The sequence below is a fragment of the Mycobacterium sp. NGS26 genome (genome assembly GCF_059813025.1).
Map to the genome: position 1 here is coordinate 947522 of NZ_JCALDU010000001.1, position 21666 is coordinate 969187.

17 protein-coding genes and 1 pseudogene are annotated in these 21666 nt (G+C 69.8%); 11 read left to right on the forward strand and 7 right to left on the reverse strand.

Translation table 11 applies throughout. The annotated features are described in order from the left end of the window. Window positions 1-151 precede the first annotated feature (151 nt). Entirely contained in the window at window positions 152-1231 is a 1080-nt protein-coding gene (locus AC5Y6X_RS04600; RefSeq protein WP_499984870.1) for a 2Fe-2S iron-sulfur cluster-binding protein, read from the forward strand. A 27-nt stretch (window positions 1232-1258) separates the two neighbouring features. Next, window positions 1259-1792, forward strand: coding sequence for a hypothetical protein (locus AC5Y6X_RS04605; RefSeq protein ID WP_499984872.1), 534 nt, complete (start codon window positions 1259-1261; stop codon window positions 1790-1792). Window positions 1793-1850: 58 nt separating this feature from the next. On the opposite strand, the gene AC5Y6X_RS04610 is transcribed toward AC5Y6X_RS04605, so the two are convergent. Next, the gene (locus tag AC5Y6X_RS04610; RefSeq protein WP_499984874.1) at window positions 1851-2711 is read right to left on the reverse strand and encodes a type IV toxin-antitoxin system AbiEi family antitoxin; all 861 of its coding nucleotides are present in this window, start codon (window positions 2709-2711) and stop codon (window positions 1851-1853) included. A 110-nt stretch (window positions 2712-2821) separates the two neighbouring features. Then, entirely contained in the window at window positions 2822-4951 is a 2130-nt protein-coding gene (locus AC5Y6X_RS04615) for an acyl-CoA dehydrogenase family protein (protein ID WP_499984876.1), read from the reverse strand. Window positions 4952-5234: 283 nt separating this feature from the next. On the opposite strand from AC5Y6X_RS04615, the gene kstR reads away from it, so the two are divergent. Continuing rightward, window positions 5235-5834, forward strand: coding sequence for a cholesterol catabolism transcriptional regulator KstR (kstR, locus tag AC5Y6X_RS04620; RefSeq protein ID WP_499985245.1), 600 nt, complete (start codon window positions 5235-5237; stop codon window positions 5832-5834). 6 nt (window positions 5835-5840) lie between these two features. Here the strand turns inward: kstR and AC5Y6X_RS04625 are convergent, their stop codons facing one another. Further along, the gene (locus tag AC5Y6X_RS04625) at window positions 5841-6920 is read right to left on the reverse strand and encodes an Rv3575c family transcriptional regulator (RefSeq protein ID WP_324679316.1); all 1080 of its coding nucleotides are present in this window, start codon (window positions 6918-6920) and stop codon (window positions 5841-5843) included. Window positions 6921-7037: 117 nt separating this feature from the next. Here AC5Y6X_RS04625 and AC5Y6X_RS04630 point away from each other — a divergent pair, with 117 nt between their 5' ends. Genes AC5Y6X_RS04630 through AC5Y6X_RS04655 form a run of 6 tightly spaced genes read left to right on the forward strand, consistent with a single transcriptional unit; the run spans window position 7038 to window position 12588 of the window. Beyond that, the gene (locus AC5Y6X_RS04630) at window positions 7038-7949 is read left to right on the forward strand and encodes a metal ABC transporter solute-binding protein, Zn/Mn family (RefSeq protein WP_499984877.1); all 912 of its coding nucleotides are present in this window, start codon (window positions 7038-7040) and stop codon (window positions 7947-7949) included. Beyond that, window positions 7946-8773, forward strand: a complete 828-nt coding sequence (locus AC5Y6X_RS04635; RefSeq protein WP_499984879.1) for a metal ABC transporter ATP-binding protein — start codon at window positions 7946-7948, stop codon at window positions 8771-8773. Before AC5Y6X_RS04630 ends, AC5Y6X_RS04635 begins: the two co-directional genes overlap by 4 nt. Beyond that, the gene (locus AC5Y6X_RS04640; RefSeq protein WP_499984881.1) at window positions 8773-9633 is read left to right on the forward strand and encodes a metal ABC transporter permease; all 861 of its coding nucleotides are present in this window, start codon (window positions 8773-8775) and stop codon (window positions 9631-9633) included. The genes AC5Y6X_RS04635 and AC5Y6X_RS04640 overlap by 1 nt, the downstream gene beginning before the upstream one ends. A gap of 21 nt (window positions 9634-9654) precedes the next feature. Next, complete coding sequence (locus AC5Y6X_RS04645; protein WP_499984883.1) at window positions 9655-10413, forward strand: LamB/YcsF family protein; 759 nt, start codon at window positions 9655-9657, stop codon at window positions 10411-10413. Beyond that, a complete protein-coding gene (locus AC5Y6X_RS04650; RefSeq protein ID WP_499984885.1) occupies window positions 10413-11333 on the forward strand; it encodes an MBL fold metallo-hydrolase in 921 nt (306 codons plus the stop codon). The genes AC5Y6X_RS04645 and AC5Y6X_RS04650 overlap by 1 nt, the downstream gene beginning before the upstream one ends. Before the next feature lie 13 nt (window positions 11334-11346). Beyond that, window positions 11347-12588, forward strand: coding sequence for an SLC13 family permease (locus AC5Y6X_RS04655; protein WP_499984886.1), 1242 nt, complete (start codon window positions 11347-11349; stop codon window positions 12586-12588). Between the two features lie 11 nt (window positions 12589-12599). On the opposite strand, the gene AC5Y6X_RS04660 is transcribed toward AC5Y6X_RS04655, so the two are convergent. Further along, window positions 12600-15221: a helix-turn-helix transcriptional regulator gene (locus AC5Y6X_RS04660; protein WP_499984887.1), complete on the reverse strand. Its 2622-nt coding sequence runs from the start codon at window positions 15219-15221 to the stop codon at window positions 12600-12602. A 170-nt stretch (window positions 15222-15391) separates the two neighbouring features. Here AC5Y6X_RS04660 and AC5Y6X_RS04665 point away from each other — a divergent pair, with 170 nt between their 5' ends. After that, window positions 15392-16777: an FAD-dependent oxidoreductase gene (locus AC5Y6X_RS04665; RefSeq protein ID WP_499984889.1), complete on the forward strand. Its 1386-nt coding sequence runs from the start codon at window positions 15392-15394 to the stop codon at window positions 16775-16777. 186 nt (window positions 16778-16963) lie between these two features. Beyond that, window positions 16964-18321: pseudogene (locus AC5Y6X_RS04670) on the forward strand (HNH endonuclease signature motif containing protein). 60 nt (window positions 18322-18381) lie between these two features. Here the strand turns inward: AC5Y6X_RS04670 and AC5Y6X_RS04675 are convergent. From AC5Y6X_RS04675 to cysS, 3 genes are read right to left on the reverse strand one after another with little or no spacing between them, the layout of a single operon-like run. Beyond that, entirely contained in the window at window positions 18382-19317 is a 936-nt protein-coding gene (locus tag AC5Y6X_RS04675) for a glycerophosphodiester phosphodiesterase (RefSeq protein ID WP_499984890.1), read from the reverse strand. Next, entirely contained in the window at window positions 19318-20247 is a 930-nt protein-coding gene (rlmB, locus tag AC5Y6X_RS04680; protein WP_499984891.1) for a 23S rRNA (guanosine(2251)-2'-O)-methyltransferase RlmB, read from the reverse strand. Beyond that, window positions 20248-21654 carry a cysteine--tRNA ligase gene (gene cysS, locus AC5Y6X_RS04685; RefSeq protein WP_499984893.1) on the reverse strand — a complete coding sequence of 469 codons (1407 nt, stop codon included), beginning with the start codon at window positions 21652-21654 and terminating at the stop codon, window positions 20248-20250. Between the last annotated feature and the right edge of the window lie 12 nt (window positions 21655-21666).

Genomic DNA, 21666 nt, shown 5'->3' on the forward strand with positions numbered 1-21666 from the left:
TGCCTCCTGGGCCGGAACTGCGCAGCGGATTTACACAGAAGACTAGAACACGTTCCGATTTGTGTCGAGCAGGGTATTCCTGCGGCTGGTAGCGGTACCAATCGGGTTTTCTGTAACATGTTCTAGTTGCCACGAAAGGAAGGGCGGGTCTTTGACGGAAGCGATTCCCGACGAGCCACTCGGCGACCACGTCCTCGAACTGCAGATCGCCGAGGTCGTCGCCGAAACCGACGACGCGCGATCGTTGGTGTTCGCGGTGCCGGATGCCGCCGGCGAACCCGGCATCCCGCCGGAGCGGCTGCGGTACGCGCCGGGCCAGTTCCTCACGTTGCGGGTGCCCAGCGATCGCACCGGATCGGTGGCGCGGTGCTACTCGTTGTGCAGCTCGCCGTTCACAGATGATGCCCTCACGGTCACGGTAAAACGGACCGTGGACGGATACGCGTCGAACTGGCTGTGCGACCACGCGCACAAGGGCATGCGGATCCATGTGCTGGCGCCGTCGGGCAACTTCGTGCCCAAGACGCTGGACGGCGACTTCCTGTTGATGGCCGCCGGCAGCGGGATCACCCCGATCATGTCGATCTGCAAGTCGGCGCTGTCCGAGGGCGGCGGGCAGGTGACGCTGCTCTACGCCAACCGCGACGACCGCTCGGTGATCTTCGGCGACGCGCTGCGCGAGCTGTCCGCCAAGTACCCCGACCGGCTCACGGTGCTGCACTGGCTGGAATCGCTGCAGGGGTTGCCCAGCGCGACGGCGCTGGCGAAACTGGCCGCCCCCTACACCGACCGTCCCGTCTACATCTGCGGGCCCGGCCCCTTCATGGATGCGTCGCGCGAGGCGCTGGAAACGCTGAAAGTGCCTGCGCCCCAAGTGCATATCGAGGTGTTCAAGTCGCTGGAGTCCGATCCGTTCGCGGCGGTCAAGATCGAGGACAGCGGGGGTGACGAGCCGCCGGCCACCGCCATCGTCGAGCTGGACGGCGAGACCCACACCGTGTCCTGGCCGCGCAACGCCAAGCTGCTCGACGTGTTGCTCGCCAAGGGCCTGGACGCGCCGTTCTCCTGCCGGGAGGGCCACTGCGGCGCATGCGCCTGCACGCTGCGCGGCGGCAAGGTGAGCATGGAGGTCAACGACGTGCTGGAGCAGCAGGATCTCGACGAGGGCCTGATCTTGGCCTGTCAATCTCACCCGGAATCTGATTCGGTAGAAGTGACCTACGACGAGTAGGGTCAGCGAACCGGGAAGGGGAGCGCGATGATGCGGCTGGTGACGGGATTTGCGGTCGTCGGGTCCATGCTGGTGTTCCTGCCCGCGCCGATCTCCTTTGGCGCCAGCAACACCGCCACCACCCTGTTCCCGCTGGACGGCCCCAACCAGCTCGAGACGCACATGACCCTCGAATGCTTCAAGTCCGGCGGCTTCTGCAACTTCACCGCAGGCGCCGACATGCGCACACCCGACGGCGTGACGGGCTTCCCGCACGACCTGTGGGCCCGCCAGACCACCGAGATCCGGTCGTCGAACCGGCTGGCCTACCTGGACGCGCATGCCAACGGCCAGTACGAGCGGGTGCACAAGTCGATGGGCAACGACGAGATCACCACCGTCTACTTCGGTGAGGGGCCGCCGGACAAATACCAGACGACCGGGCGCATCGACTCCACCGACTGGCAGACCGGACAGCCCAAGACCGACATCAACGTGATCACCTGCACCCACATCCAGGTGGTCTACAGCGGGGTCAACATCACCTCGCCCAGCACCTGCGCGCAGACGACGTTCTCGTAGCTGTGGTCTCGCCGAGCCTGTAAATCTGCAGCCAAAGTGCGAGTAAGGGCCTGCGGGATTACAGGCTCGACGAATCGGGTCGCCAACCTCTCGCGAGCAGCGCCCGCCTGACGCGCTCGATGACATCGTCGGGCTTGTCCTCGGCGATCACGCGAATCACAATCCAGCCCATTTCCGCGAGCCTTCGTAGTCGCCACTGGTCCTTTACGTACTGACGCCGATCGCTGCGGTGCTGGTCGCCGTCGTACTCGACGGCCACGCCGAACTCGCGCCAGCCCATGTCGAGCATGGCCAGGGCGCGGTAGCCGTCGACCACCGGTATTTGGGTGGTCGGGGCAGGCAACCCGGCGTCGATGAGCAATAGCCGCAACCAGGTTTCCTTCGGCGAGGCGGCACCGCCGTCGACAAGGCGCAATACCGAGCGCAGCTTCCGTACCCCACGGGCACCGGGGTATTTATCGGCGAGCAGCAGCACATCCTTCGTCGAAAACGGCGTCGCCCTCATCAGCGCGTCGAGCCGCGCGATGGCTTGCCCGCGCGGCAGATGCCGGGCCAAGTCGTACGCCGTCCGCACGGGAGTGGTGACCGGCAATCCCGCGACGCGGGTGGCTTCATCGCCCGCCAGCAGCTGCTCACGCGCAATGATCCCCCTCGGCGGCCGCGTGCTCGACCAGATCAACTCGATGGGGATGTCGGCGTCGACCCAACGGGCGCCATGCAACGCGGAAGCCGCGACACCCGCCACGATCGCCCGGCGGCGCGACCACAACCATGCGCCTTCGGTCCTGGCCCGCAGCGAAAGTTGTTGACCCCGTGCGGCATACACGCCCGGGAAGATCGGCTCGTACCACCGACGCACTTCGTGCCGCGTCACTTCCGCGCTTGCGATCGCTTCACCGCCGATAAACACCACCCGCATGCCCGCATGGTGACATCGACGTCCGACAGTTCGCCGAGCCTGTAAGCCTGCAGGCAAAGTGCGAGTAGGGGCCGCCAAGATTACAGGCTCGGCGAACGGGAGGGGGCCGCCTAGCGCGGCAGGCCCAGCAGGCGCTCGGCGGCCACCGTGAGCAGGATCTGCTCCGTACCCCCGGCGATCGTCAGGCAGCGGGTGTTGAGGAAGTCGAAGACCGCCTGGTTGTGGACCAGGCCGCCGCCCTCGGAGACGTCCATCGCGAATTCGGCCAGCGCCTGCCGGTAGCGCACGCCGATCAGCTTGCGCACGCTGGACTGCGCGCCGGGGTCCTGGCCGCCCACCGCGAGCTGGGCGATGCGCTGGTCCAGCAAAGCGCCGGTTTGGGCGGCGACGATCAGCCTGCCCAGCCGGTCTTGCAGGGACACGTCGAGGTCGATCTCCGCCAGCACCTTGAGCAGCTCCTCCATCGGGTTGCCCAGCGCGGTGCCGGTGGCCATCGCGATCCGCTCGTTGGCCAGCGTGGTGCGGGCCAGCCGCCAGCCATCGTTCACCGTGCCGACCACCATCGCGTCGGGCACGAACACGTTGTCCAGGAACACCTCGTTGAACAGCGAGTCGCCGGTGATCTCGCGCAGCGGGCGGATCTCGATGCCCGGCGACTTCATGTCCACCAGGAAGTAGGTGATGCCCTTGTGTTTGGGGGCGTCCGGATCGGTGCGCGCCAGGCACACGCCCCACCGCGCCTTGTGCGCCGCGGACGTCCACACCTTCTGCCCCGTCAACTGCCAGCCGCCGTCGGTCCGCACCGCCTTGGTGCGCAGCGACGCCAGGTCGGATCCGGCCCCCGGCTCGGAAAACAGTTGGCACCAAAGGAATTCGCCGCGCAGAGTGGCCGGCACGAAGCGCTCGATCTGCTCCGGCGTGCCGTGCTCCAGGATGGTCGGCGCCGCCCACCAACCGATCACCAGGTCCGGCCGCACCACACCGGCCGCCGCCAGCTCCTGATCGATCAGCAGCTGCTCGGCCGGTGACGCGGCGCGCCCGTACGGCGGTGGCCAGTGCGGCGCCTGCAGCCCCGCATCGGCCAGGGCCGCCTGGCGTTGGTCCTCGGGCAGGGCGGCGATCTCGGCGACGGCCGCGGCGATCTCCGGCCGCACGCCCTCGACCTCGGTGAGGTCGATACCCAGGCGGCGCCGCACGCCCGACTGGGTCAGCTCGGTGATGCGGCGCAACCAGCGCTCGGCGCCGCCGAGGAAGCGGCCGATGCCGTGCGCCCGGCGCAGGTGGAGATGCGCGTCGTGCTCCCAGGTGCAGCCGATGCCGCCGAGCACCTGAATGCAATCCTTGACGTTCGCCTTCGCCGCGGCGATGCCGGTGCTCGCGGCCAGCGCCGCGGCGATCGAGAACTGAGCCGGGTCGGAATCCGCCGCGGCGCGGGCGGCGTCGGCCGCGACCACCTCCGCCTGTTCGGCGCGGCAGAGCATCTCGGCGCACAGGTGCTTGACGGCCTGGAAGCTGCCGATCGGCTTGCCGAATTGCTCGCGCACCTTCGCATAGGCGACCGCGGTGTCCAGGGACCAGCGGGTCACCCCGGCCGCCTCGGCCGCCAGCACGGTCGCGGCAAGTTCGGCGACCCGCTCCCGCGACATGTCGATCGCGGTGGCCGGCGCCGACGTCAGCACCACCCGCCCCAGCGGCCGGGAGAAGTCAGTGGCCCGCAACGGTCCCACCCGCACGCCGTCGCCCTCGGTGTCCACCAGCACCCACGTCCCGTCGGCGGGCAACAGCAGCAGGCCGCCGTCGGCGGCACCCAGCACCAAATCGACTGAGCCCGAGGCCGTCTCGCCGTCGAACTCCACGCTGCCCTCGAGGGCCACGCCGGCGAAGCGTTCACCGGAGGCCAGCGCGGCCAGCGTTTCGGGGTCGGCACCGGCCTCGGAGACGACGAGCGTGGCCAGCGCCGTGGTCGCGACCGGCCCGGGGACCAGCACCTTGGCCGCTTCCTCGACCATCGCGCACAGGTCCTCGATGCTGCCGCCGGCCCCACCGGAGTCCTCGGCAACCGCCACGCCGAACAGCCCCAGCTCGGCCAGGCCCGCGAACACCGGCCGCCAGGCGTCGGCGTCGCCCTGCTCGACTTCGCGGATCGCCTTGGTCCCGTTGGGCCCCGACGACGCGTCGCGCGCCCAATCGCGCACCAACGCACGCGCCGCGAACTGTTCGTCGGTGACGGTCGCTACCACGTGCGTCCTCCGCGTCCTTGATTCGAGGTGATAAAAGGGGGGCCCGCGCCCACTAGAACGTGTTCTAATAGTGCCAGCGATCGAGCGTCAAGTCGAACGCCATTACAGCAGGACAGGTCCTGGAAAGGGCCGCAGTCCCGGCGGGATGGAGGTGGGAAATTCGCAATCGGCTTGCGTATCGTTTGCGAACGAACCGCCCGGAAGAGGGGGAATCCGCCAGATGTCGCCAGCGAACACCAACTTGGGCCGCGTCTCCGACTCGCAGCCGCGCGAGGTCATAAACGTGGCGGTATTGGCCGAATCCGAGCTGGGCTCGGAGGCACAGCGGGAGCGCCGCAAGCGCATCCTGGACGCCACCATGGCGATCGCGTCCAAGGGCGGCTACGAGGCGGTTCAGATGCGCGCCGTGGCGGACCGGGCCGACGTGGCCGTTGGCACGCTGTACCGCTACTTCCCGTCGAAGGTGCACCTGCTGGTGTCGGCGCTGGGCCGGGAGTTCAGCCGCATCGACGCCAAGACCGATCGCTCCGCGGTGGCCGGCGGCACCCCGTTTCAGCGGCTGAAATTCATGGTCGACAAGCTCAACCGCGCGATGCAGCGCAATCCGCTGCTCACCGAGGCGATGACGCGCGCCTACGTCTTCGCCGATGCGTCGGCGGCCAGCGAGGTCGACCAGGTCGAGAAGATCATCGATTCGATGTTCGCGCGCGCGATGGCCGACGGTGAGCCGACCGAGGAGCAGTACCACATCGCCCGGGTGCTCTCGAACGTGTGGACGTCGAACCTGCTGGCCTGGCTCACCCGTCGGGCCTCGGCGACCGACGTCACCAAGCGGCTGGACCTGGCGGTGCGGTTGCTGATCGGCCACCAGGAAGGGTCCTGAGCGGTCCTAGGCCGGCGGGCCGGCGGTGCGCCCGCGAACCAGCTCGGTGTCCAACAGCTCGACGACCGGCAGGCCCGAGCGCGGCGGGTTCAGCAGCAGTTCGCCCGCGCGGCGGCCCTTTTGCAGGCTCGGCTGGGCCACCGTCGTCAGCCCGCGGCTGATCGCCTCGGGCACGCCGTCGAACCCGGTGACGGTCATCTGCCCCGGCACGTAAATGCCATGTGCGCGAAGGTAATCCATGGCCGACAGCGCCAGGATGTCCGCGGTGCACATCAGCGCGGTGATCCGCGGATTGGCCTCCAGCGCCGCCTTGGCCGCATCGCCACCCGACTCCGGAAGGTGTTCGTAGCTTTCCACCACGATCAGCGAGTCCGGGTCCAACCCTGCGGCTTTCATCGCCTCCCACACACCGGCGATGCGCTCGCGCTGCACGTCGAACGCCGGCGACCGCAGCCGCTCGGCGTCGGCCAGGCCCTGCCGGCGGTCCCGGCCCAGCCGCATGGTCAGCAACCCGATCTCGCGATGCCCCAGCCCCAGCACGTGGTCGGTGAGCTCGCGCATCGCCGCCCGGTCGTCGATGCCGACCCGGGAAACCCCGGTCAGGTCCTTGGGCTGATCCACCACCACGACGGGCAGCCGGCGCTGCAGCACCACCTGAAGGTAGGGATCGTCGTCGCAGACCGAATAGACCACGAAGCCGTCCACCCCGGCGCCCAGCACCGCGGCGGTCCCGTCCTGCAGGCTTCGGCCGGGCCCGACGGCCACCAGCAGCAGCCCCTGCCCCAACTCCTCGCACGATTGCGCCACTCCCGCAACGAAATCCCGCGCCGCCGGGTCGCTGAAGAAATAGGTCAGCGGCTCGGCCATCACCAACCCGACGGCCCCGGCCTTGCGGGTCCGCAACGATCGCGCCACCGGGTCGGGTCCGGCATACCCGAGCCGCTTGGCCGTCGCGAGCACCCGTTCCCGCAGCTCGGCCGACAGCTGATCCGGGCGGTTGAAGGCATTCGAGACGGTGGTGCGCGAGACCTTGAGTTCGGCCGCCAACGACGCCAGAGTCGCACGCCGGCGGGGTGTGGGACTCACGTTCGGTGACGCTACAGCCGATGCGCGCTCGCGGGTACGCGGCTTCGATTCCCCATTTCCTAATGGAAACGATTGTCATTAGTATTAGGACGCACAATCGACACACATGGGACACGAATGGCTCTGGTAAATCCGACGCGGTGGCTGTCGGCCGCGGTCGCCTGCCTGGTGACCTCGGCCGCGCTCACCGGCTGCGGCATCGCCAGCTCGGCGCACCCGCGGGCGGCCACCGTGGTGGCGTCCACCGACGTGTGGGGCAGCGTGGCGCGGGCCGTCGTCGGGCGCCACGTCTCCGTCAAATCCATCCTGAGCGGCGCGGACGAGGATCCGCACTCCTATCAGGCCAGCCCGTCGGACGCCGCCGCGATGATCGACGCCGCCCTCGTCGTCTACAACGGCGGCGGCTACGACCCGTGGGTGGACCAGGTGCTGGCGGAGCATCCGTCGGTCAAACCGATTGACGCCTACTCGTTCCTGGGTCGCGCGAACCCCGGCGAGCGGCCCAACGAGCACGTCTTCTACGACCTGGACGTGGCCAAATCGGTCGCCTCGGCGATCGCCGACCGCATGGCGGCCATCGACCCCGCCAATGCCGCGGACTACCGGGCCAACGCGGCCGAATTCTGCCGCGGCGCCGACTCGATCGCCATCTCCGAACACGCCATCGCCGGCGCGTACCCCAACGCCGGGGTCATCACGACCGAACCCGTCGTGGACTACCTGCTTCAGGCCTCCGGCCTGGTCAACCGCACCCCCGCCGCCTTCACCGCCGCCAACGAGAACGAGACCGATCCCGCGCCGGCCGACATGGCCTCCGTCCTCGACCTGATCAACCACCGCCGGGTTTTGGCGCTGCTGGTCAACCCGCAGACGTCCACCGCCGCCATCGGCGGGCTCGAGGACGCGGCCCGGCGTGCGGGCGTGCCGGTGACCGAGGTGACCGAGACGCTGCCCGACGGCACCGACTACCTGACCTGGCAGCGCAACACGGTCAAGGGCCTGCTCGCCGCCCTGCGGTCGAACCGGTGAGCGTCCAACCGGTTCAGGCCGTCGAGAATCCCCCGCACGCGGTCTCGCTCACCGGTGCGCGGCTGGCCTTCGGCGATCGCGTGCTGTGGGACCACCTCGACCTGTCGGTGTCGCCCGGCGAGTTCGTCGCGGTGCTGGGCCCCAACGGCAGCGGGAAGACGTCGTTGCTCAAGGTCCTGCTCGGGCAGCTGCCGCTGAGCGCCGGCGTTGCGCTGGTGGACGGCAGGCCGATCACGGCCGGCAGCGAGAGCATCGGCTACGTGCCGCAACACCGGCCGATCGACCGGGACGTGATGCTGCGCGGGCGCGACCTGGTTCGGCTCGGCATCGACGGGGGCCACTGGGGTGGCGCGCCGCTGCGGTCCGCCGATCGGGCCCGTCGGCGCGCCGCCATGTGGCGGGCGCTGCGCGAGGTCAACGGCGAACACCTGGCGAACGTCCGGGTCGGCGTGATGTCGGGCGGCGAGCTGCAGCGCGTGCGCATCGCCCAGGCGCTGGTCGGCGACCCGATGCTGCTGCTGTGCGACGAACCGCTGCTGACCCTGGACCCCGCGAACACCAGGCTGGCCGCGGCGCTGATCGACCGGCGCCGCCGCGACGCCGGCACGACCGTCATCGTCGTCACGCACGAGGTCAACCCGATCCTGCCGTACGTGGACAGGGTGCTGTATCTGGTCGACGGCCGGTTCCGGATCGGCACCGTCGAGCAGGTGATGACCAGCGAGACGCTGTCGTCGCTGTATCGCGCCGAGATCGAGGTGGTCAGGGTCAAGGACGGCTACGCGGTGGTTGGCGAGCCGGTGCGCGTCGACGGGCCGGGGTGATGAACCACCGGCTCGCCGACATGCTGCACCATCTGTTCGCCTTCGACGTCACGGCCCACCTGCTCTCCCACGACTTCGTCCAGCAGGCGCTGCTGGCGGCCGCGCTGCTGGGGCTGGTGGCCGGACTGATCGGGCCGTTCATCGTGATGCGGCAGATGTCGTTCGCCGTGCACGGATCCAGCGAATTGTCTTTGACCGGAGCGGCTTTCGCGCTGCTGGCCGGTTTCGAGGTGGGCCTGGGCGCGCTGATCGGCAGCGCCCTGGCCGCGGCGCTGTTCGGCCTGCTCGGCCAGCGGGCCCGGGAGCGCGATTCGGTGACCGGGGTGGTGCTGGCGTTCGGACTGGGCCTGGCGGTGCTGTTCATCCACCTCTACCCCGGGCGCACGGCGACCAGTTTCGCGTTGCTGACGGGCCAGATCGTCGGGGTGGGCTACAGCGGGCTGGCCATGCTCGCGCTCGTTTGCCTGCTCGTCGTCGCCGTGCTGGCAACGTGCTACCGCCCGCTGTTGTTCGCCACCGTCGATCCCGACGTCGCGGCCGCGCGCGGCGTCCCGGTTCGCGCGCTGGGCATCGTGTTCGCCGCGCTGGTCGGCGTGGTCGCCGCGCAGGCCGTGCAGATCGTCGGGGCGCTGCTGGTGATGTCGTTGCTGATCACGCCGGCGGCCGCGGCGGCCCGGGTGGTCGCCTCGCCGGCGGCGGCGATGGTGGCCTCGGTGGCGTTCGCCGAGGTCGCCGCCGTCGGGGGCATCGTGCTCTCGCTGGCGCCCGGTGTCCCGGTGTCGGTTTTCGTCGCCACCATCTCGTTCGTGATCTACCTGTTGTGCTGGCTGCTGGGACGGCGCCGCGAGGCCGCAACGTAGCGTCACCCATAAGCTAGGCGGGTGGCCGGTATCGACCTCAACGCCGACTTGGGCGAGGGCTTCGGCGTCTGGCGCCTCGGCGACGACGACGCGATGCTCGGGATCGTCACGAGCGCCAACGTGGCGTGCGGATTCCACGCCGGGGACCCGGCGGGGCTGCTGCGGGTGTGCCGCTCGGCCGCCGAGCGCGGCGTGCGGGTCGGGGCGCAGGTGAGCTACCGGGATCTGGCCGGGTTCGGCAGGCGCTTCATCGACGTTGCCGCCGAGGACCTCGTCGGCGACGTCGTCTATCAGATCGGCGCGCTGCAGGCGATCGCGCGGGCGGCGGGCTCGTCGGTGTCGTATGTGAAACCCCATGGGGCGCTGTACAACACGATTGTCACCAACCGTGAGCAGGGTGCCGCCGTCGCCGAGGCGGTGCGCCTGGTGGACCCCACGCTGCCGGTGCTGGGCATGGCGGGCTCGGCGTTTTTCGGCGAGGCCGCCCGCTTCGGGTTGCGTACCGTGGCAGAGGCGTTCGCCGATCGCGCGTATCGGCCGGACGGCCAGTTGGTGTCCCGTCGCGAGCCGGGCGCGGTGCTGCACGACGCGGCGGCGATCGCCGAGCGCGTCGTGGGCATGGTGACGTCGGGACGGGTCACCGCGATCGACGGTGCCGAGATACCCGTGAGCGTGGAATCGGTTTGCGTACATGGTGATTCGCCCGGCGCGGTGCAGATCGCCACCGCGGTGCGCGACGGGCTCGCCGCGGCCGGTGTCGACATCAGGTCGTTCTGCTGATGCGACTGAAGCCCGGCCGCCCCGACATCGCGTGCTATTCGGACCGGTTCGACGTGCCCGCCGCCGGGCCCGACGCGCCCGTTTCGGTGACGTGGATGGGCGTGGCGACGCTGCTGCTCGACGACGGGTCGTGCGCGCTGATGACCGACGGCTACTTCTCCCGTCCCAGCCTGGCGCGGGTCGCGGCCGGCAGGCTGTCCCCGTCACCGGCGCGCGTGGACGGCTGCCTCGCCCGGGCCAAGGTGTCGCGGCTGGAGGCCGTCATCCCGGTGCACACCCACGTCGACCACGCGATGGATTCCGCTCTGGTCGCCGACCGCACCGGCGCGCGGCTGGTCGGGGGCGAGTCGGCGGCCAACGTCGGGCGCGGATACGGGCTGTCCGAGGATCGCCTTGTCGTCGCGGTCAGCGGCGAGCCGATCCGCCTGGGCACCTACGAGGTGACGCTGGTGGAGTCGAATCACTGTCCGCCCGACCGGTTTCCGGGTGTGATCGACGCACCCTTGACGCCGCCGGTGAAGGTGTCGGCCTACCGGTGCGGCGAGGCATGGTCGACGCTGGTGCGCCACCTGCCGTCGGGGCAGCGGCTGCTGATCCAGGGCAGCGCCGGGTTCGCCGAGGGCGCGCTTGCCGGGCACCGCGCCGACGCCGTTTACCTGTCCGTCGGTCAGCTGGGCGTGCAGCCGCGCTCATACCTGCTCGACTACTGGGCGGAGACCGTGCGCGCGGTCGGCGCGCGGCGGGTGGTGCTCGTCCACTGGGACGACTTCTTCCGCCCATTGTCAAAGCCGTTGCGGGCCTTGCCCTATGCGGGCGACGACCTGGACGTGTCGATCCGAACCCTGGACGAACTGGCCGCACGAGACGGTGTCGCGCTGCACTTGCCGACGGTGTGGCGGCGCGAGAACCCCTGGGCGTGAAGCGGTTCAGACGTTGGCACTTACCGCTGCGCTGTTGCTGCTTGCCGTTGTTCTCGGGTTCGCCGTCGCGCGCCCGCGCGGCTGGCCGGAGGCGATGGCGGCGGTTCCGGCTGCCCTCATCCTGATAGGCATCGGCGCGATCCCGGTGCACCAGGCGGCGCGGCAGGTCGCCGATCTGTCGGGGGTGGTCGCATTCCTGGGCGCCGTGCTGGTGCTGGCCAAGCTGTGCGACGACGAGGGCCTCTTCGAAGCCGCGGGCGCCGCGATCGCGCGGGTACCCGCCGGATCGCACGGCCTGCTGCGGCGAGTGTTCGTCATCGCCGCCGCCATCACCGCCGTCCTCAGCCTGGACGCCACGGTGGTGTTGCTGACCCCGGTGGTGCTGGCCGCGGTCCGGCGGCTGCGAACGCCGGTGCGTCCGTACGCGTATGCCACGGCGCATCTGGCGAACGGCGCCTCGCTGCTGCTTCCGGTGTCGAACCTGACCAACCTGCTGGCGTTCCACCAGGCGAACGTCTCCTTCGCCAAGTTCACCCTGGTGATGGCCGTGCCGTGGCTGGCCACGGTGGCCGCGCTGTACGGGGTCTTCCGCTGGTTCTTCGCCGGGGACCTGCGCGTGGCGCCGCATCCCGACCAACTCGCGCCGCCGCCGCGGCCACCGGTGTTCGTCTTGGTGGTCGTGGGTCTGACGCTGGCCGGTTTCGCGCTTTCCGAATCGGTTGGAGTGGCCCCCGCCTGGGTGGCGCTGGCCGGCGCCTCGGTGCTGGCGGTGCGCAGCCTGGGCCGGCGGCACACATCGGCGTCCGAGATTGTGCGCTCCGCGCAGCCGTCGTTCCTGGTGTTCGTGCTGGCGCTGGGCGTCGTGGTGCGCGCGGTCACGCTGAACGGGATGGGCACCGCGATGTCCGCGGTGCTGCCGTCGGGTTCGGGGCTGCCCGCGTTGCTCGGTATCGCCGCGGTGGCCGCGGTGCTGGCCAACGTCGTCAACAACCTGCCCGCGACGTTGGTGTTGCTGCCGCTGGTCGCCCCCGGCGGCCCGGTGGCCATCCTGGCGGTGTTGATCGGGGTCAACATCGGACCCAACCTGACCTACGTCGGATCACTGTCGAACCTGTTGTGGCGCAGGGTATTACGACTGCACGGCGTCGAGGCCGGCGTCGGCGAGTACACCCGGCTGGGACTGTGCACCGTCCCCACCGCCCTGGTGGTGGCGGTGGTTGCCCTGTGGGCGTCGGCGCGGCTGCTGGGCGTTTAGGCGCACGGGCCTTACCCGACTTGCCCCGGCCCCGATCGGATGATCGACGCCAGTTCGCCGCGCGACTGGGCGCCCACCCGCTGGCAGGCCCGGTACACGTGGCCCTCCACGGTGCGCACCGACATCACCAGCTTCTCGGCGATCTCGCGGTTGGACAGGCCCGCCACCACGAGTTCGACGACGTCGCGCTGGCGACCCAACAACTTCAGCCCCGCCGGGGTCCGCAGCGCCGGCGTGCACAAACCACCGCAGTCGTCGGCCAGTTCCCTGGCCAGCGCGGCGGCATACAGTCCACGCTTGTGTCGCTGGCCTCCGGTGAACGCGACGGACGCCTGCGCCGCCGCGTCGGCGGCCGCGGCGCGATCGCCGATGCGCCGGTACGCGGCGGAGGCCGCCAGCAGCCCCTCGCCGTCGCCGGCCAGCAGGGCCTCCGCATGCGCGGCAACGGCATCGGCCAGCGGCAGCGACAACGCGTCGGCCAGCTCCCGCGCCCGCGCCGCCTGCGAGGCATCGCCCCATTGCGCCGCGGCCTGAAGGCAGGCCAGCTCGTAGGTGGGCTGGCCGCGGTCGCGGGCGATCAGGGCCGCCGGTAGCGCGCTTGCCACCGCCTCGCTCAAGCGGCCGCTCGCCGCCATCGCCCACCCGTCGGCCAGCGACAAGGCGGTCTGCATGAACAGAAATTCGGCCGGCACACATGACCTGGCCTCGGCCACCGCATCATTGGCCTCGGCGGGCTGCCCGAGCTTTGCGTGCGCCTCGGCCAGCGCGAAGTAGCTCGCCGGGCGCAAACCCGTAGTGATGGAGTGCATTTGAACCCCGGCAAGAGCTTCGTGCACCAGCCGGGCCGCTTCGGCGGCCGCGCCGCGAACCAGGTTGGCGTTCCCCAGCAGGAGGGCCAGGTTCGCGTAGGCGAGGCCGGGGATGTCGCGGGACGAGTCGGCCAGTTGCTCCGCGGTCCTGACGAATTCGTCGATACGCCCGGTCAACCGGCAGGCGCGGCCGTACACGGCGCCGAACCAGAACCGCATGTGGGACGCCTGAAAGGATGTCGTCGCGCGCCGCAGCGCCTGCTCGGCCACGCCAGCGAGGTCATCGACCTGCCCCAGCGCGCCCATGGCCATGATCAACGCGAGCGAGGCCATCATCGCGTGGAAGTCCGGCAGGTCAACCGAATCCAATGCGGCCCGGGCCTTTTCGGCCGCCGGTTCGCAGCGTGCGAGCACCGCGTCCACGCAGGCCTGCACCGCCAACCGCTCCGCCACCTGCGTCGGGGTCTCTCCGGCCGCGGCAAGCCCGTCGAGGATCGCCGACGCCTCCCGGGTTTTGCCGAGCATCCACACCAGGTTGGCCGCCCGCACGGTGGCCCAGTGGTGGCCGTCGGGCAGGTCGGCTTCGGCCATGTCGCGCAGCGCCGCCTCGGCCTGCTCGCCGCGCCCGAGCAACACCAGGTTCATCGCCCGCACACCGGCCGCCCCGGGCGCCCCGGATTGCGCGGCGGCGGTGGCGAAGCGGTCGGCCAGGTCCAGATCGAGCAGCGTCATGGCGTGGCGCGCCGATTCGAGATACAGCTCGGGGTCGGGATCGAGGTCGGACTCGAGGCGGAGCAACGCCCGACGCACGGTGGCCTGCATGTCGGCGTCGCCGTCTTGGGCCAGCCGCGTCGCCAACCTGCCCCTGATCGTCGCCAGATGCAACTCGCCGGCGCTCGCGCGGCGAAGCTCACCGAACAGCGGGTGAGCCAGCCGGGCCATCAACCCGCCGCGGGTGCGTTCGACGCTCACCAGGCCCAGTCTCTCGGCGGCAGTCAGATCGCAGCGCGGCACCAAGTCGCACAGCACCTCGACGGCCAGCGGCTCGCATTGCGACAGCATGTCGACCACCGTCGCCACCGGCGGGTCGAGCCGACCCATCTGACGCCCCACCGTGTCGGACAGGCTCGCCGAGACCGCGACGTCGCCGTCCCACATCCACACGCCGGCCGATTGCCGCATCCGCCCCGCCGCAACCTGATCGGCCAGCAACTGCCGAAGGAACAGCGTGTTCCCGCCGGTCAACTTCCGGAACCGGGCCGCGGTGCGGGCGTCGACCTGACCGCCCAGCGTCGTCTCGATCACCTCGCGAGTCGCCGCGGCGGAAAGCGGTTCGAGGTCGAGGCGAACCAGCAGCCCGTCCTTCCACAACGCCGTCACCGCATCGGGCGCCTCGCTACCGGTGCGCACCGTGACCAACAGCCGCGCCCCGCCCGACTGCGCCAGCTCGTGCACGACAAGGGCGGACAACCCGTCGAGCAGGTGGGCGTCGTCGATCCCCACCACGACCCGGGCCCTGCGTTGTCGCGCTACGAACGAGTTGATGACGCGCCGCACATTGGTCAGCGGGTCCGACATCGCCTCGCCCAGCAAGCCGATGAACGCCCCCAGCGGCAAACCACGCGCCGATTCCGTACCGACGATCCATTGGGTGCGCTCGCCCGAGGCTTCGGCGCACCGCAACGCTTCGCGGGCCAACCATGTCTTGCCCACTCCCGCGGCTCCGGCGATCACCACGCCGGAGTGGTTGCCAGCCCTGTTGAGGGCGCGGCGAATGGTCTCCAATTCAGCCTTGCGCCCGGTCAGCGGCTCAGCGCCGATCACGCGGCGACTATAACCGTGCGCCCGCGTCCAGCGGGTGGATTTGTCGACGTTTCGCTGCGGCGGTGTGTAGTCCGCCCGACAAAGTGACGTACCCGACTACCCTATCGACGCCCACCGTGCCGCGTGAGCATGGCTTTTGTCAGCTAACAACTCGGCGCAGGCGGTGGGCTATGGCGAAGGTCGGCAATCACGCGGTGGTATTGGGAGCGAGCATGGCCGGGCTGTTGGCCGCGCGGTCGCTGAGCGAGTTCTTCGACGCGGTGACGGTGGTGGAGCGCGACCCGCTGCCCGACTCTGGCGCAGCCCGCCGGGGTGTGCCGCAGGGCCGGCACCTCCATGGCCTGCTGGCCCGCGGCGCACAGGTGCTCGAGGAGCTGTTCCCCGGCATCCTCGATCAGATGGTCCTCGACGGTGCGCACTACATGGACGGCAGTGATCTGTCGCGGCTGCACTACGAAATCGGCGGCCACCTGATGGTGCGCGACGGCAGCGCCACCTCGGTCACGGCTTATCTCGCGACCCGGCCCTTCCTCGAGGAACACGTCCGCGCGCGCCTGCGCACCATCCCCAACGTCACGCTGCTCGACGAGCACGACATCGTGGAGTTGACCGCGACGCCCGACAACCACCGCGTCACCGGCGCACGAGTAGTCAACCGGCGCAACGGCGATCACGCCACGCTGAGCGCCGACTTGGTGGTCGACGCCACCGGGCGCGCCGCCCGCACCCCGACATGGCTGAACGGCCTGGGCTACGACCGCCCGCGCGAGGATCACGTCGCGGTGCGCCTGACCTACACAAGCCAGTTGCTGCGCATGGCGCCGGACGCGCTGCACGAACTGGGTTTCGTCGTCGGAGTCGTGCCGGGCCGCCCGCACGGGCTGGGCATTCTCCATTGCGAGAACGACCTCTGGATGTTCACCGTGTTCGGCGTAGCGGGTCACGAGCCACCCCTTGGCCTTTCGGCCATGTGCGAGTTCGTCGAGGGATATGCACCTGCGCGGATGCTGGCCGCGGTGCGGGCTGCCGAACCCGTCGGAGAACCCACGCGGCACCGTCAGCCGTCCAGTCAGTGGCGCCGCTACGACAAGATGCGGCGATTCCCGGAGGGCCTGCTGGTCGTCGGCGACGCGATCTGCAGCTTCGACCCGATCTACGGCCAGGGGATGACGGTGGCCGCGCTGGAAGCGCTGGCGCTGCGCGACTGTTTATTTTGGGGCACAAGGGGTTTGGCGCGGCACTTCTTCCGCGCCGCGGCGGTACCGATCCGCCAGGCGTGGGAGCTGTCGGCCAATCCCGATCTCTGCCTACCCGAAATCGACGGCACACCACCACTGCTCACCCGGCTGCTCAACGTGTACGTCGATCGGGTGCTCACCGCGGCCGAATATGACGCCGCGGCAGCCGAGCAATTCTTCCGAGTGACCTCATTGGTCGACCCCGCTACCCGGCTGCTTCGCCCGGGCATGGTTTGGCGCGCCGCCCGCGCCAACCACCGCAGGCGCCGGCATGAGCCCGACCACGTTCGCGTCCTGACCGAAAGCATGCCTCGCTAGCCTTGCGATCGAGCGGTTAGCGGCCGCGCGAGCGGATGACGGCTTGGCTGTACGCGACATCTGGCTCCTGCGGTTGCGGATCGGCGCATTCGGGTTCCCTGCCCGCCGGTGATCCCTTGTGTCACTTTGTTTTCTCGGGTCACATTTCGGGGGTTCTTGTCGGTGGCCCTTCGTAGAGTCTCCGGTATGGGTACGCGTGAGGAGATCGTCGAAGGTTTCGACGCCCTCGACGCCGCCACGGATGGGTTGTGCGCGTTGACGTTTGACGCGCTCACCACCCCCGAGCGCTTACGGGCCCTGGAACGCTTGGAAACGGTGACGCGACGGTTGCGGGCGCCGCAGCATGCGTTGATCAACCAGATCGGTGAGCAGGCTAGCGCCGCGGAGTTGGGCGGCAGCCTGCGCGGCGCGCTCGCGGACCGGCTGCACATCACCCGTGGGGAGGCCGGCCGACGCATCGAGGACGCCGACGACCTCGGCCAGCGCCGCGCCCTATCCGGGGAGCCGTTGGCGCCGCGGTTGTCGGCGACGGCGGCCGCCCAACGCGACGGCCTGATCGGTGACGGCCATGTGAAGGTGATTCGGGATTTCCTGGCGCATTTGCCCGACGCGGTGGACCTCTGGACCCGCCAGACCGCGGAAAGCGTGTTGGCCCGCCAGGCGTGTGCACAGCGACCCGACGAGCTTGCCCGCATCGCCCAGCAGTTGCTGGACTGGCTGCACCCCGACGGGGACTTCAGCGACGCCCAGCGCGCCCGTAAACGCGGCATCACCCTGGGCAGACAAGAACATGACGGCATGTCCCGGCTCAGCGGGCAGATCACCCCGGAATTGCGGGCGCTGATCGAGCCCCTACTGGCCAAACTCGCCGCGCCGGGAGCCTGCAATCCCGAGGACGAGACGCCGTGTGTTGATGAGGCGCCCGATGAGGAGGCGGTACGCCGCGACACCCGCACCCCCGCCCAGAGAAACCATGACGCCTTCGTGGCCGGGCTGCGCGCGCTGCTGGCCTGCGGAAAACTAGGTAAGCATCACGGGTTGCCGGTGTCAGTGGTGGCCATGACCACCCTCCAGGAGTTGGAGGCCGCCGCGGGCAGGGCGCTCACCGCCGGCGGCAGCCTGCTGCCGATGTCGGACGTGATCCGCATGACCCAGCATGCGCACCACTATTTGGCCATTTTCGACGACGGCAAGCCGCTGGCGCTGTACCACGCCAAGCGGTTGGCATCCGGGGCGCAGTGGATCATGTTGTGCGCCAAGGACGGTGGCTGCACCCGGCCGGGTTGTGATGCCCCGGCCTACCACAGCCAAGTCCACCACGTGTCCGGGTTCCAATCCACACGGCGCACCGACATCGACGACCTCACCCTCGCCTGTGGACCGGACAACAGACTGGTCGAGAAGGGCTGGACCACCCGCATCAACGCCAAAGGCGAACCGAATGGATACCCCCGCCGCATCTGGATCACGGGCGGCCCAGAACGAACTACTACCACCGACCCGACAAGCTGCTACGGGACGGCGACGACGACGAACCCGAATGACACCGCTACAGCAAACACAGTGTGGCACAGGACCTTATCGTTCTCGCGACCAAGCACCGATTAGCTTCGGTGGTACGACGGGGGCAGCGGCGTGCCGAGTCCGGCCAGCACGTCGCGCAGCAGCGTGGGGAAGTCGGTGATGAGGCCGTCGACGCCGTAGCCGATCTGCGCGCGCATGGCGTAGGCGTCGTTGACCGTCCAGGGAATGACCTTGAGCCCCAACGCATGCGCGCGATCGACATACGGTTTGCCCGAGACGAGCCCATATCGCGGCGACACCGCATTGGCACCCACCATCAAGGCGCCGACCATCGGGTCGCCGGAATCCGGCGGCCACGTCTCCCCGTTGTACAGCGCCACCAAGGGAATCGACGGCTCGGCCCGGCGCACCATCGGCAAGGTGCGCCAGTCGAAGCTCTGAATCTCCACGCGGTCGACCTTGCCCGCGGCCCGGACCGCGGCCAGTATCACGTCGACGAATTCCTGCGGCTCCGCCGAGGCGCCCGGGTGATCGGCCTCGACCTTGGTTTCGATGTTGTAGCGCACGTCGGCGCGATACGAGTCGGCGAGCGCGAAAACCTCCGGCAGCGTCGCTATCCTGTTGCCCCGCACGACTTCCGCATCGGGAAACTCGTCGAGCCGGCGGCCGCAGTCCAGCGTGCGGATCTGCACCAGGGTGAGCTCGTGCACCAGCCTGCCGACGTAGGGATAGGCCGGGTCACCGGCGAAGGCGGGCGCGGTGTCCGAGCACTTCTCGGCCTCGATCGTCGGGTCGTGCCACACCAGGGGCTGGCCGTCCTTGGTGATGGCGATGTCGAGTTCCAAAGTGCTGACGCCCAATTCGAGCGATTTGGCGAAGGCCCGCAGCGATTCCTCCGTCGTCTCGCCGCGCCCGCCGCGGTGCGCCTGCAGGTCGAACTCGGATCCTTGCGCAGAAGCCGGCCCGGCCAGAAGCACCGCCAGCGCCAGCAGCACAGCGATTAGCCGGGCGCTCACCTAATGCCGCCGCTGGCGGGCGATTTCGGCGAGCACCACCCCGGCGGCCACCGAAGCGTTCAGCGATTCGGTCGGACCGGCCATCGGGATGGACACCACCTCGTCGCAGTTCTGCCGCACCAGCCGCGACAGGCCCTTGCCCTCCGATCCGACGACCACCACCATCGGGTCGGTGCCGTCCAGCTCGTCGAGCGCGGTGTCGCCGCCGGCGTCCAACCCGACGACGCGCAACCCGCTGTCTGCCCAACCCTTTAGCGCCCTGGTGAGATTGGTCGCTCGCGCCACCGGGATGCGGGCGGCCGCACCCGCGCTGGTGCGCCAGGCCACCGCCGTCACCGACGCCGAGCGTCGCTGCGGTATCAGCACCCCGTGACCGCCGAAGGCCGCCACCGAACGAACGATCGCCCCCAAGTTGCGGGGGTCGGAGATGTTGTCCAGCGCGACCAGCAGCGCCGGTGGGCTATCGAGAGCGGCCGCGAGCAGGTCGTCGGGGTGGGCGTAGCGGTACGGCGGCACCTGCAACGCGATGCCCTGGTGCAGGTGGTTGGCGGTCATCCGGTCCAGGTCGGTGCGCGGCACCTCGAGGATCGCGATGCCCAAATCGGCCGCCCGCGCTACGGATTCGGTGAGCCGCTCGTCGGCCTCGGTCCCGAGCGCGACGTACAGGGCGGTCGCCGGCACACCGGCGCGCAGGCATTCCAGCACCGGGTTACGGCCCAGCACCGTTTCGGTTTCGTCGCCCCGTTTGGCCGTTCGCCGCGGCTGCGACTGGGCGCGCTTCGCGGCCGGATGATGGGGGCGCATGTGCGCGGGCGGTGTGGGACCGCGCCCCTCCAGCGCGCGGCGCCGCCGGCCGCCCGAGCCCACGGTGGGGCCCTTCTTGGTGCCGGGTTTGCGTACCGCCCCCCGGCGCCGCGAGTTACCGGCCATCTACTTGCCGTCTCCGCCCAACGTCCACTGCGGCCCGTCGGCGGTGTCGGTGACCTCGATGCCGGCCTTCTTGAGGCGGTCCCGGATCTGGTCGGCCAGCGCCCAGTTGCGCTGCTCGCGCGCCTTCTCCCGGTTTTCCAGCTCGGCCTCCACCAGCACGCCGACGGCCGCGAGCGCCGCCGACGTCTCGTCGCGCGACTCCCAGCGCTCGTCGAGCGGGTCGCAGCCCAGGATGCCCATCATGGCCCGGATCGAGCCGGCGTGCTTCAGCGCGCCCTCGTGGTCGCCGGCGTCGAGCGCCCGGTTGCCCTCCGCGCGGGCGTGATGCACCTCGGCCAGCGCGACCGGGACCGCCAGGTCGTCGTCGAGCGCCGCGGCGAACCGCGGTGTCCATTCGCCGGGCACCACCGCGCCGGCCCGAATGCGGACGCGGTGCAGGAAATCCTCAACGCCGACATAGGCTTTCACCGCATCCTGCAGCGCGGTCTCGGAGAACTCCAGCATCGACCGGTAATGCGCGCTGCCCAGGTAGTAGCGCAGCTCGGCGGGCCGCACCCGCTGCAACATCGCCGGGATGGACAACACATTGCCCAGCGACTTGCTCATCTTCTCCCCGCCCATCGTCACCCAGCCGTTGTGCAGCCAGTAGCGGGCGAACGCATCGCCGGCGGCACGGCTCTGCGCGATTTCGTTCTCGTGGTGCGGGAACACCAAATCCATTCCACCGCAATGGATGTCGAACTCGGGACCCAGGTACTCGTGGGCCATCGCGACGCACTCGGTGTGCCAGCCGGGCCGCCCGCGCCCCCACGGCGTGGGCCACGACGGCTCGCCGGGCTTGGCGCCCTTCCACAGCGTGAAGTCGCGCTGGTCGCGCTTGCCGCTGGCCACTCCCTCGCCCTGGTGCACGTCGTCGATCTTGTGCCCGGACAGCTGGCCGTACTCCGGGTAGCTGAGCACGTCGAAGTAGACGTCGCCGTTGCCCGTATACGCGTGGCCCTTTTCGATCAGGCGCTCGATCAACTCGACCATCTGCGTGATGTGCCCGGTCGCGCGGGGTTCCGCCGACGGCGGCAGCACGTCCAGGGCGTCATAGGCCGCGCTGAAGGCCCGCTCGTAGGTGGCCGCCCACTCCCACCACGGCCGGCACGCCGACGCGGCCTTGGTGAGGATCTTGTCGTCGATATCGGTCACGTTGCGGATGAACGCGACGTCGTAGCCGCGCGCGATCAGCCAGCGACGCAAGATGTCGAAGGCCACCCCGCTGCGGACATGGCCGATGTGCGGCAGCCCCTGCACCGTGGCGCCGCACAGGTAGATGGAGACGTGCCCCGGGCGCAGCGGAACGAAGTCACGCACGGCTCCAGCCGCGGTGTCGTGTAGCCGCATGCGGGCGCTATCGGTCACGACGTGCCAGCT

Coding starts and splice junctions, on each gene's coding strand:
- AC5Y6X_RS04605 (WP_499984872.1), top strand. CDS start 1,259: ATGATGCGGCTGGTGACGGGATTTGCGGTCGTCGGGTCCATGCTGGTG.
- AC5Y6X_RS04610 (WP_499984874.1), bottom strand. CDS start 2,711: ATGCGGGTGGTGTTTATCGGCGGTGAAGCGATCGCAAGCGCGGAAGTG.
- AC5Y6X_RS04630 (WP_499984877.1), top strand. CDS start 7,038: ATGGCTCTGGTAAATCCGACGCGGTGGCTGTCGGCCGCGGTCGCCTGC.
- AC5Y6X_RS04640 (WP_499984881.1), top strand. CDS start 8,773: ATGAACCACCGGCTCGCCGACATGCTGCACCATCTGTTCGCCTTCGAC.
- AC5Y6X_RS04650 (WP_499984885.1), top strand. CDS start 10,413: ATGCGACTGAAGCCCGGCCGCCCCGACATCGCGTGCTATTCGGACCGG.
- AC5Y6X_RS04665 (WP_499984889.1), top strand. CDS start 15,392: ATGGCGAAGGTCGGCAATCACGCGGTGGTATTGGGAGCGAGCATGGCC.
- rlmB (WP_499984891.1), bottom strand. CDS start 20,247: ATGGCCGGTAACTCGCGGCGCCGGGGGGCGGTACGCAAACCCGGCACC.